The sequence below is a fragment of the Chitinimonas sp. genome, from assembly GCF_036568685.1.
GTDB lineage: Bacteria > Pseudomonadota > Gammaproteobacteria > Burkholderiales > Chitinimonadaceae > Chitinimonas.
This window is the reverse complement of the sequence record NZ_DATCSC010000024.1, coordinates 1-10,914: the sequence shown is the minus strand read 5'-3', so window position 1 is coordinate 10,914 and position 10,914 is coordinate 1. Positions and strand designations below refer to the sequence as shown.

The following is a 10,914-nucleotide window of genomic DNA, read 5'->3' as shown; positions in this document are numbered from 1 at the left end:
TCGCCCACCTTCACGGCCAGCGGCACGCGGGCCATGGCGATGGAGACCTGCAGGCTGGGGGAGAAGGTGCCGGAGGTGATCTCGCCCTCGCCGGCGGCGGTGACGACCTTCATATGGCCGCGCAGCACGCCCTTGCCCTCGTACACCAGGCCCACCTGCTTGAGCAGGGCGGCGCCGGCTGCGCGGTCGGCTTTTTCCTTCTCGACCACGCTGCGGCCGACGAAGTCACGGCCGGCCGGCTCCCAGGCAATGGTCCAACCCATGCCGGCAGCCAGCGGCGAGACGCTGTCGTCCATCTCGTTGCCGTACAGGTTCATGCCGGCTTCGAGGCGCAGGGTGTCACGCGCACCCAGGCCGGCCGGGGCCACGCCGGCGGCGATCAGATCATTCCAGAAGGGGATGGCCTCTGCCGCCGGCATGGAGATCTCCAGGCCGTCCTCGCCGGTGTAGCCGGTACGGGCGAAGAACCACTCGCCCTGCGGCAGGCCGACGAAGACCTGCAGGCTGTCGATCAGCGCGGCAGCGGCAGGACGGGCAGCCTTGGCCTTGGCAATGGCGTTGGGGCCCTGCACGGCGATCATGGCGAGGTCGCGGCGCGGGGTCAGCTCGACGCCGAATTCCTTGGCGATCGGCGCCATCCAGGCAAGGTCCTTGTCGGTCGTGCCGGCATTGATCACCACGCGGTAGCCCCAACTGGTGCGGTAGACGATCAGGTCGTCGATCACGCCGCCCTGGGCGTTCAGCATGCCGGAGTACAGCGCCTTGCCCTCGAAGCCAAGCTTGGCGACGTCGTTGGCGATCAGCTTCTGGAAGAACTCGGTGGCGCGCTCGCCCCGCACGTCCACGGCGGTCATGTGCGAGACGTCGAACATGCCGGCGTCGGTGCGGACTGCTTCATGCTCCTTGATCTGCGAACCGTAGTTGATCGGCATTTCCCAGCCGGCGAAGTCGACGATCTTGCCGTTGGCGGCCAGGTGGGCATCAAAGAGGGGGGTGCGATTTGCCATGTTGTCTTCCTTGTGAGAATGCAGTCAGGTCGGCCGGTTGGGCCTGACCTCGATAACTCAGACCGGTTTATAAACGAAACAGCCGTCCAGCAGGTACTCGCCCTGGGCAATGCGGCCATCGGGCTCGATACGATCAAAGGGTACTTCGCGGCCGTCGACCACGATATGGGCCGGGATGGGCTTGCCCTGGTACTGCCCCAGGCTGACCTCGGCGCGCGGATAGTCCACCTGCGGCGGCGGGGGTGGCGGGGCTTCGCGCGCCAGCTGGGCCAGGGCCTGTTCGTGGGCTGCGCGCTCGGCCGGGTTCTCCGGCAGGCTGCGCAGGTAGAGCTTGAACAGGAAGTTGGGCAGCACCACACGGCGCACGCGCTTCTGGTCGTCGATCACGCAGGCAATACCGAAGCGGGCATGGCAGGCCGGGCAGTGGGCGGTGGCGGCCAGCGCCAGGTGCGCTTCCACCACCCGGGCGATGCCGTGCATATGGCGGGCATGCAGCATGTGCCGGCACTTGATGCAGGGCTTGGAGAACTGCTTCACCAGGGTGCCGTTGGCAAAGCGCACCGGCAGGAAGTGATCGATACGGTTGTTGGGACGCATAGCCATGCCACTCAGCCTTGCTGCACTCAGGCCTGGGCCGGCGGTTCGACCGGGGCAGCTTCGGCTGCCTCGGTACCGGTGGCCTCGACCACCTCGGCAGCTTCCGCCTCGATGTTCTCTTCAGCTGCTTCCGCCAGCTCTTCTTCCTCCTCCAGCACGGCGACCGGTTCACCGGCCTCCAAGAGGCGGCACTCGAGTGCCAGGTCGAGGTAGTCGGTACTGATCAGTTGCAGTTTGACCGGGGTACCGCGGGCCAGTTCGGGCAGGCCGGCAATGCGCAGCATCAGCGGCAGGCCGTCGAAGCGGACCAGGTTTTCCTTGATCACGGTGGCGCCGATTTCGCGCACGCCTTGCTGCTCCAGCCATTTGAGGCACCAGTAGCGCTCCATCCGGCCCTGGAAGTCGGCATAGGCGTTATAGGTCTGGTCGAAGTCGCGCAGGGCGGCAAACAGCATGGGGTCGCGCTGCGGATAGCGCGGCGGGGTATCGGCCAGCATGGCCAGCAGCTGCTGCTGGTTGATGAAGTCGGCCGCACGGCGCAGCGGCGAGCTGGCCCAGGCGTACTGGGCGACACCGAGGCCGATATGCGGCGAAGGCTGGGTGGTCATGCGTACCCGGCCCATGGCCTGGGCGCGGTAGATGGCGGGGATGCGCGCATCGGCCAGCTGTTTGCCCCAGGTGCTGTTGCACAGGATCATCAGTTCGGCCACCAGCTTGTCCATGGGGCTGCCGCGCTTGCGCGGGTAGATGCGCACGCGCTTTTCACCAGCCTCGTCACGCTCGATGGCAAAGCTGTAGTCCGGCCGCTCGACGCGGTTGGGGTCGTGCTTGCCGCGGGCGATCTCCCGCGAGATGGCAAAACGCCACAGGAACAGGAGCTCGGTCTTCCAGGGGTAGTCCGGGCCGCCGTCGGGCAGGGCCACGGTCTCTTCGTTGAAGACCGGGTCGAGGTCGTGGTGGCGCAGGTTGGCGGCGATATGCACGCGATCGAGACGGCTCTCGGCGGCGACGATCTGCAAATCCGGCGTGACGGTAACGTAGAGGCTCACCGCCGGGCAGTCGCGGCCCTCGGCCAGGGTGAAGCTCTCCACCACGGCATCCGGCAGCATGGTGATCTTGTCGCCCGGGAAGTAGACGGTGGAGAGGCGGGCCAGCACCACCTGCTCCATGCTGGAACCCGCTTCAACGCCCAGCGTCGGGGCGGCAATATGGATGCCGACGCGGGTGTTGCCATCAGCCAGCGGGGTGACCGACAGCGCGTCGTCGATCTCGGTGGTGGCCGCGTCGTCAATCGAGAAGGCGCGCACGCCGGCGTCCGGCAGGTCGGTCGGGGCAGCGGGCAGCTCAATGGTCGGGAAGCCGACGCCCTTGGGGAAGTATTCGCTGAGAAAGCCGTCCAGCAGCCAATCTTCGACGCTGGGGATGGCGCCACAGGCTTCCAGGAGGCGCAGCGGCGACTTGTGGGCGGCGTCGGCCGCAGCGGCGACCGCCTTCCACTCGATGGTGTTCTTGTCCGGCCGGTGCAGGAGGGCCTTGATATGCGAGCGCAGCGCATCCGGCAACTGACCACCCAGCAGCTGGGCCTGCCACTCGGCCATCAGGGCCGCCTCGCGGGCCTTCTTTTCCTGACCGGCCTTGGCGGCCTTGAGGTTGTCCTCGGGCGCCGCCTTGTAGCGGCCCTTGCCCTTGCGATAGAAGTACATGGGTGCGCCGTGCAGGCGTACACACATGGCGGCCGATTCGAGCGCACTCGGATTGGCGCTGAAATACTCACGCGCCAGATCCATGAAGCCGAACTCCTCGGTACCGGCCACTTCCCACAGGAAGTCCAGGTCCAGGTCCTCGGCCAGCGCATTCGCCTGCGGCAGGAAGTCGGCCAAGGCGATCTTGTCGAAGCGCAGCCGCACGTCGGCGGCCTTGATCTTGCTGCGTTTGCCGCGCGCATCCTCGACCTGCAGGTTGGCGTCGGTTTCGCTCATGACGGCGGCGACCTTGAAGTCACCGCTCTCTTCAAAGAATACGTTCATGCGGGGCCGCCCTGGCGGCGGACGTTGGGGAGGAAAAGGCGGCGGATTATACCGGAGCGGACAGCGACTGGCCGCGCCGATTGTCACGCCAACTCAAGGGCTTGCCGCCAAGCACGGGCGCGCGGGTTCATGATGCGGAACCAGAGCGGCGGAATAAAGGCCAACGGGATCATGCCGGCGTAGCCCGAGGGCAGCTGCGGCGCATGAGGCGCCGGGCGCAAGGCCTGGTAGGGACGGGAGGGGTGGGCATGGTGGTCGGCATGCCGCTGCAGCTGGTAGACGAAGAGATTGGAAAAGAGGTGGTTGGCGTTCCAGGCGTGGCGGTCGGCCACCGGTTCCCAGCTGCCATCCGGCCGCTGCTGACGCATGAGGCCGTAGTGCTCGAGATAGTTGACCGCCTCCAGCAAGGTGAAGGCCAGCCAGGCCTGCACCGCCCAGAACAGCAGCGCCCAAGGCCCGAACAGGGCGAGTATGCCGCCCGCCAGCAGCAGGGGCAGACCGCAGTGCCGCCACATGGCATTGCGCCAGTGCCAGGGCGACACCCCGAGGCGGGCCATGCGCTCGAACTCCAGCCGCCAGGCCGCGCGCCAGGTGCCGGGCACGCAGCGCAGGTAGAAGCGATAGAAGGATTCGTCGTAGCGGGCAGTGGCCGGGTCCAAGGGGGTGGCGACCCAGGCGTGGTGGCCGCGGTTATGCTCCAGGGTGAAGTGGCCATAGCAGACCGGCTGCAGCAGACAGGCGGCCAGCATGCGCTCGAAACGGTTGCGGCGGTGGCCCAGCTCGTGCGCCACCACGATGCCCACCCCACCGACCACGCCCATGGACAACATGCAGCCCAAGCGCTCGACCGGCGTCCAGGCCGTTTGGGCGGACCACCACAGGCCCAGCAGCAGGGCAGCCCAATAGCCCAGCACATAAAGATAGAGCATGGCATCGAACCAGTAGTGGCGGGGCAGCTCGGCCTCGCGCCCCGGCGGGCTGGGGTCGGCGCCCAGGAGCCAATCGATGGCAGGTGCCAGCACAAAGGACACCAACAACAGCTGCCAGGCCCGCCAACCGCCAGCCAGGTAGCCACCTATGGCCTGGATGGGCAGCAGCAGGGCCACCAGGAAGCCGCCATGGCGCAGACCACGCCAGAGCAGCTGGGTGAGGGTTTGGCTCAGCTTGGACATGGGCGCATCGACCAGGGGACCAATGAGCCAATCTAGGCGCCCCCCGGGTCATGAGCAAGCGTTTGACGGGCAATGATTTTCCGGCCCCGCCGGACGGCTTGCTAGAATCGCGTATCCCTGTCTTTCGGCCCCACCATGTCGTCCTCGCTGCTTACCGGCCTCAACCCCGAACAACTCGCCGCCGTCACCCTGCCGGCCGTGCCCGCGCTGATCCTGGCCGGTGCCGGATCGGGCAAGACGCGCGTGCTGACCACCCGCATCGCCTGGCTCTTGACCACTGGCCAGGCCAGCCAGCACGGCATCCTGGCGGTGACCTTCACCAACAAGGCGGCCAAGGAAATGCTGACGCGGATCTCGGCCCAGCTGCCGATCAACGCGCGCTCGCTGTGGGTGGGTACCTTCCACGGCCTGTGTAACCGCCTATTGCGGCTGCACTGGAAGGACGCCGGCCTGCCGCAGACCTTCCAGATCCTCGATACCGCCGACCAGTTGGCGGCGATCAAGCGGCTCTTGAAGGCGCTCAACATCGACGACGAGAAATATCCGCCGCGCGACCTGATGCACTACATCAATGCGCAGAAGGAAGAAGGCCGCCGCCCCGCCGAGGTGGAGGCCTGGGACGACTACACCCGCCAGCTCAAGCAGCTGTACGAGGAATACGAGCGGCAATGCCGCCGCGAGGGCGTGGTGGACTTTGCCGAACTGCTGCTGCGCAGCTATGAGCTGCTGCGCGACAATGCGCCGCTGCGCGGCCACTACAACGCCCGCTTCCGTTACATCCTGGTGGACGAGTTCCAGGACACCAACCGCCTGCAGTACAAGTGGCTGAAGCTCCTGGCCGGCAAGGGCGACGAGCTGGGCAGCCTCCTGAGCCGCGTCAGCGCGCCCGGCCCACTGGCGGCACAGACCACGCCGGCCGCCGTGTTTGCGGTGGGTGACGACGATCAGTCCATCTACGCCTTCCGCGGCGCGAATGTGGGCAATATGGCCGACTTCCAGCGCGACTTCGCGGTCGACACCGTGATCCGGCTGGAACAGAACTACCGCTCGCAAGGCAATATCCTGGACGCCGCCAATGCCCTGATCGCGCATAACCGTGGCCGGCTGGGCAAGAACCTGTGGACCGAGGCCGGTGCCGGTGACCCGATCCGGGTATTTGAAGCCGCCAGCGATTTTGAAGAAGCGCAGTTCGTGGTCGACGAGGTGAAGCAGCTGCACCGCGACGGCGAGTCGCTCTCGGAAATGGCGGTGCTGTACCGTTCCAACGCCCAGTCGCGGGTGCTGGAACACGCCTTGTTCCAGGCCGGCCTGCCCTACCGGGTGTATGGCGGCCTGCGCTTCTTCGAGCGGCAGGAGATCAAGCACGCGCTGGCCTATCTGCGTTTGATCGCCAACCCCGAGGACGACAACGCGCTCTTGCGGGTGATCAACTTCCCGGCCCGCGGTATCGGTAACCGCACGCTGGAGATCTTGGGCGAATCGGCCCGCGGCGGTGGCGTGAGCATCTGGCAGGCCGCCTGCTCAGGTGGCGCCGGCCGCAGCGCTGCGGCGGTGGGCAAGTTCGTGACCCTGATCGAGGGCATGCGCGCCCAGATGGAGGGCCTGAGCCTGCCCGAGCTGGTGCAGCTGGCCATTGAGCAATCCGGCCTGATCGAGTTCTACCGCAATGACAAGGAAGGCCAGGACAGGCTGGAAAACCTGGAACAGCTGGTCTCGGCCGCCGCCCGCTTTGTGCAGGAGAACGAGGACAGCGTGACCGACTTCCTGACCCAGGCCAGCCTCGAAGCCGGTGAGCACGAGGCGGCGCCCGGCCAGGACGCGCTGCAGCTGATGTCGGTGCACGCCGCCAAGGGCCTGGAGTTCCATGCGGTCTTCCTGACCGGGCTGGAAGAGGGCCTGTTCCCGCACGACAACAGCATCAACGACCCCGAGGCTATCGAGGAAGAGCGGCGGCTGGCCTATGTGGCCATTACCCGCGCACGCAAGCGGCTCTATATCTCGCTGGCGCAAAGCCGCATGCTGCACGGCCAGACCCGCTTTGCCATCGCCTCGCGCTTTTTGAGCGAGATCCCCGAGGACCTCCTGAAGTGGCTGAACCGCGGCTATGCCCCGGCTGCCATGCCCGCCCGTCAGATAGAACGTAGCACGCCCGAGCACGGCATGCGGGTAGGGGCCAGCGTGGAGCATCCCAAGTTCGGCATGGGCGTCGTGGTGGACTACGATGGCATGGGCAAGAACGCCAATGTGCAGGTCAACTTCGGCGCCGCCGGTGTGAAGTGGCTTGCGCTGGAGTATGCCAAGCTTACACTGGTGAGTTGAGCAGTCTAAGCTCAATATATTCTTGCCCTGGCCACGATAAACACAAGCGCCGGGCAGCCTGCGGGAGGTAAGACGAGATGGCCGATCTAGCGGGACAATCCGCCCTGTTCGCCGCGCGTGCTGCGCGGGCCGGTGGCGACGACAGCCCGGGCGTGCCTACCCCCGGCTACGGCCAGGGCCGGATCGAGGTCGACTACGAAACCAAGCGCTTTCTGGTGATCGATGCCGTGCAGGAGATGCGCTCGGCCATGAATGCCACGCTGTCGAGCTTTGGCGTGACCAAGATCGAGTACTCGCACCGTGCCACCGAGGCGATCGGCATGGTCAAGCGCGGCGACTACGACGTAATCCTCTGTGACTTCGACCTGGGACATGGCTACGACGGCCTGCATCTGCTCGAAGAACTGAAGATGCGCAACCTGATCAAGCCTTCGGCCATCTTCATGATCGTGACCGGCGAGCGACGCTCGCGCATGGTGATCTCGGCCGCCGAGCTCGCGCCCGACGACTACCTGCTCAAGCCCTTTACCGGCGAGGAGCTCAAGCAGCGGCTGGACCGCATCTACAACAAGAAGGTGGAGTTCGAATCGCTCGACGCCGCCATGCTCAACGAGGACTATTTCAAGGCCCTCAACGAATGCAACGAGCGCATCGCCCGCAAGGACCCCTTCCTGGTCGACTTTCTGAAGATGAAGGGCAAGATCGCGCTGACCATAGGCGACTATGGCCAGGCGCGCGACACCTACCAGATGGTGCTGAACGCGCGCGAGATACCCTGGGCCAAGGTGGGCCTCGCCAAGGCGCTGTTCCACCTCAAGGAATATGCGGCGTCGCGCGCACTGTTCGAGGGCATCCTGGCCGAGAACGACCGGGTGATGGAGGCCTACGACTGGCTGGCCAAGATCCACCAGGCCGAGCATGAACACCCGGAAGCACAGGCCACGCTGGAGAAGGCGCTGACGCTGTCGGCCGCCAATGTCTCGCGGCAGAAGAAGCTGGGGGAGGTGGCCATGCGCAACGGCGACTTCGAGACCGCCGCCAAGTCATTCCAGCAGACCATCAATATCGCCAAGTATTCGTTCTGGCGCGATGCCGGCGATTATTCCAGCCTGGCCAAGGCCCACCTGGGCGCCGGCAATGTGAACGAAGCCGCCAAGGCCGCCGCCGATGTACGGCGCGAATTCCGCTACGACGCCAAGGCCGAGATGCTGGCGACCGTGATGGAGACCCAGGTCGCGATCAAGCAGGGCAACGACAGCCGTGCCCAGCAGATACTCAACAAGGCCAAGCAGCAGTTCGCCAACCTGGGCGACGAAGTCCCCGACCAGTTCGCGCTCGAATTGGCCGAGGCCTGCTACCACCTGGGCGAGGACGCCGCGGCCGGCGAGATCGTGCAAAAGCTGGTGCGCAACCACCACGAAGACACCGCCATGCTCGAACGCGTCTCGGCCATGTACGAGGCGGTAGGCAAGCCCGAGCTCGGCCAGGAAATGATAGAAAGCACCGCCAAGGCCATCGTCGGCATCAACAACGAGGCGGTGCGCATGGCCCAGTCCGGCGACCTGGAAGGCGCCGTGCAGAAGTTCATCAAGGCCGTGGAGGAGATGCCGGCCAACGTGCAGGTGATGCTCAACGCCGTGAACGCCATGCTGGCCTATGTCTCACGCCTGGGCTGGCACCAGGAATACATGGAACTGGCGCAGGCCTACCTGGAACGGGTGAAAGCGCTGGAGCCGGCGAGCGTGAAGTATTTGAAGCTCAAGGATGCGTACCAAACGGCAAGAAGGCGATTTAGAAGTTAGCCGGGATTGGCATCCTCAAGTGGCTCCACCGCAATATTTACGTACCAATAAATCAAATTTATTTATGATCAAGAAATTAATCGCCTGTTTTTGGCTTCTAGGCGCAGTGCTCTCTACTGAGGTAATGGGGCAAACAATCTGCCCTGACCTGACAAAATCAAAAGTAGCTAATCTAAAAGATGAAGATCTTGAGCTAGCCACTTTCGAATGTGCCGCCAAGAAGATTGGTAAAGATTATCAGCACGCCTATCAAATCATCACGGCACAACCCAGATTCCTGCAGATCGCCTATATCACCTGGCAACTGGAAGCTGAAGTGAACAATGGTGGGTTCAATCAGTACTTCTGGAATTCCTCTGGCGAATTTGCAGACCTTGCTCCTGACGCATTTAAGGAGATAGGCGCAATGGATCACGCAGCGCTTGTAAGCCGCGCAGTCAAGGTTGCCATTTCAGATTTGCCTAAGATGCGGAAATACCGGCAGGAAGGTACGTTGGATGCCTTCTCAGCATCGTACAAAGAGACATCGCTTGGACCGCTTGATCATGAGTTTTATAAGCTGACCGAAAATGTCAGCAAATTGAGGTCGAGCTATTTACGCAAGCAGCTCGCGGCGCTATCTAAATAGATTTAACTACCGAACCTATGGCGCAATGCCCTGCGGGGGTTCCGCCCTACAGAGGGTTTGATGCCATCGGCTACGGAGGAGGTTGGGGTCCCCGTGTGAGCCGCTGAGCATCGCAGCCAGGATCGGGGCCGTCCGGGGCGCGTTGTTTGAGCCGGCGCAGCCGGCGAGTTTCGCGCACCGGCCGAGACTGGCGAGAAGCGGAAGGGACCCTGCGCAGCAGGGCGGGGAACCCGGGGTCGCCTTTCTTTGCTTACTTTTCTTTGGCGAAGCAAAGAAAGTAAGGCGGCCAGCGGGACGCACTCCCGCCCTAATCCGCACGCAGTGCGGCATCCTGCGGCAAAGCCGCTAAATAACAACGCCTTCTGGCGAAGGCGGCCGGCGCGGGTCTAAAGACCCGCCCTACAGGAACAGCACTAACCATCGAGCAGAGATAGAGCGATCGCATATACGGCGCAATGCCCTTCGAGGGTTGCCCCCTACCTCTGCTTGGTCTAGCCATCGCTCAGGCCGTCGCCATGGCGTCCCATAGCGCCCAATCGATTTCACGCCCCGGCCAGACCGCACCCACCAGTGGGAATGCCGCGCCAACCCAGTTGCGGCAAAGCGCGTAGAGCGCTGCTTCCTCTGCCACAAAGGGCTCGGTGACCCAGAGATAGCACAGCTCGCGATAGCGCCCTCGGCGGCTGTCCTGCTCAAGCCGGCTCTTGAAGGGCTTGATATAGAGGCAGCCGGCGTATTCGGCCTGCCGCAAGATCGCGTAGGCAAAGGACTTGTTGGAAAGCGATTCCTGCTGGTGCCGGACCAGGTCAGAGAGGTTTTCCTCGTAGCTCAGATCGGCGGCTGGCCATAGATTGGCAGCGCCGAACACACCGCGTATGCGGTCAGCGGAGCTCATCACCGCGCGATAGTCGGCCTCGGCATGCTCTGCCGCCAGCATTTGCAGGGTGTAACCATCCAGCTCGGCTCGCAGTGGTGCACTGAAGTTGGCAGGAAAGAGCATAGGTCTCCTCGTTGCTTAGCGGCGACGTGTCATCAGTCGCGTCCAAAAGGTGCTGTATGGGCGTTACAGCGAAGCGCTGAGCCTACCTCAACTCAGCCGACCTTAAGACATCGGCACCTAGCATCCGGTCCATCATCCACTCCGGGCCGTTTGCCCAAGGTTGTCCCATGTCAGCTTCCCCCCGCCCAGCCTTCTCCCAACTGGCCGTACCCAGCCTGCTTGTGCTGGCCGCACTCACCTCATACGCCGACGAACCCGCCAAGGACGGCAAAGACAGCAAGGATGGCTGGAAGGCCCGTGCCGGCGTAGGCGTGATCGTCAAGCCCGAGTACGACGGTGCCAAGGACTACCGCACCCTGGTC

At 64.2% G+C, this 10,914-nt stretch carries 9 protein-coding genes; 4 read left to right on the top strand and 5 right to left on the bottom strand.

Annotated elements, in window-relative coordinates:
* The 4 genes from gcvT to VIM95_RS03855 all read right to left on the bottom strand — a co-directional run.
* Positions 1 to 1,007 (bottom strand): glycine cleavage system aminomethyltransferase GcvT (gene gcvT, locus VIM95_RS03870; protein WP_331983207.1); only part of this gene is annotated, 1,007 nt, incomplete at its 3' end.
* 57 nt (positions 1,008 to 1,064) lie between these two features.
* Entirely contained in the window at positions 1,065 to 1,610 is a 546-nt protein-coding gene (locus VIM95_RS03865; RefSeq protein WP_331983205.1) for a hypothetical protein, read from the bottom strand.
* Positions 1,611 to 1,630: 20 nt separating this feature from the next.
* Positions 1,631 to 3,631, bottom strand: coding sequence for a ribonuclease catalytic domain-containing protein (locus tag VIM95_RS03860; RefSeq protein ID WP_331983203.1), 2,001 nt, complete (start codon positions 3,629 to 3,631; stop codon positions 1,631 to 1,633).
* Positions 3,632 to 3,714: 83 nt separating this feature from the next.
* Positions 3,715 to 4,803 carry an alkane 1-monooxygenase gene (locus tag VIM95_RS03855; RefSeq protein ID WP_331983201.1) on the bottom strand — a complete coding sequence of 363 codons (1,089 nt, stop codon included), beginning with the start codon at positions 4,801 to 4,803 and terminating at the stop codon, positions 3,715 to 3,717.
* Between the two features lie 135 nt (positions 4,804 to 4,938).
* Here VIM95_RS03855 and VIM95_RS03850 point away from each other — a divergent pair, with 135 nt between their 5' ends.
* From VIM95_RS03850 to VIM95_RS03840, 3 genes are all read left to right on the top strand, one after another.
* Positions 4,939 to 7,122 (top strand): UvrD-helicase domain-containing protein, encoded by a 2,184-nt coding sequence (locus tag VIM95_RS03850; protein WP_331983199.1) that lies wholly within the window; start codon positions 4,939 to 4,941, stop codon positions 7,120 to 7,122.
* Positions 7,123 to 7,199: 77 nt separating this feature from the next.
* Entirely contained in the window at positions 7,200 to 8,924 is a 1,725-nt protein-coding gene (locus tag VIM95_RS03845) for a response regulator (RefSeq protein ID WP_331983197.1), read from the top strand.
* Positions 8,887 to 9,552: a DMP19 family protein gene (locus tag VIM95_RS03840; RefSeq protein ID WP_331983195.1), complete on the top strand. Its 666-nt coding sequence runs from the start codon at positions 8,887 to 8,889 to the stop codon at positions 9,550 to 9,552. Before VIM95_RS03845 ends, VIM95_RS03840 begins: the two co-directional genes overlap by 38 nt.
* A 502-nt stretch (positions 9,553 to 10,054) precedes the next feature.
* Here the strand turns inward: VIM95_RS03840 and VIM95_RS03835 are convergent.
* Positions 10,055 to 10,552 carry a hypothetical protein gene (locus VIM95_RS03835; RefSeq protein ID WP_331983193.1) on the bottom strand — a complete coding sequence of 166 codons (498 nt, stop codon included), beginning with the start codon at positions 10,550 to 10,552 and terminating at the stop codon, positions 10,055 to 10,057.
* 167 nt (positions 10,553 to 10,719) lie between these two features.
* Here VIM95_RS03835 and VIM95_RS03830 point away from each other — a divergent pair.
* Positions 10,720 to 10,914, top strand: a 195-nt coding sequence (locus tag VIM95_RS03830) for a hypothetical protein (RefSeq protein ID WP_331983191.1), incomplete at its 3' end; no start/stop codon positions are given.

What these genes read in the sequence shown, in the direction of transcription:
- VIM95_RS03845 (WP_331983197.1), top strand. Translation starts at nt 7,200, where the DNA reads ATGGCCGATCTAGCGGGACAATCCGCCCTGTTCGCCGCGCGTGCTGCG.
- VIM95_RS03860 (WP_331983203.1), bottom strand. Translation starts at nt 3,631, where the DNA reads ATGAACGTATTCTTTGAAGAGAGCGGTGACTTCAAGGTCGCCGCCGTC.
- VIM95_RS03850 (WP_331983199.1), top strand. Translation starts at nt 4,939, where the DNA reads ATGTCGTCCTCGCTGCTTACCGGCCTCAACCCCGAACAACTCGCCGCC.
- VIM95_RS03865 (WP_331983205.1), bottom strand. Translation starts at nt 1,610, where the DNA reads ATGGCTATGCGTCCCAACAACCGTATCGATCACTTCCTGCCGGTGCGC.
- VIM95_RS03835 (WP_331983193.1), bottom strand. Translation starts at nt 10,552, where the DNA reads ATGCTCTTTCCTGCCAACTTCAGTGCACCACTGCGAGCCGAGCTGGAT.
- VIM95_RS03840 (WP_331983195.1), top strand. Translation starts at nt 8,887, where the DNA reads ATGCGTACCAAACGGCAAGAAGGCGATTTAGAAGTTAGCCGGGATTGG.
- VIM95_RS03855 (WP_331983201.1), bottom strand. Translation starts at nt 4,803, where the DNA reads ATGTCCAAGCTGAGCCAAACCCTCACCCAGCTGCTCTGGCGTGGTCTG.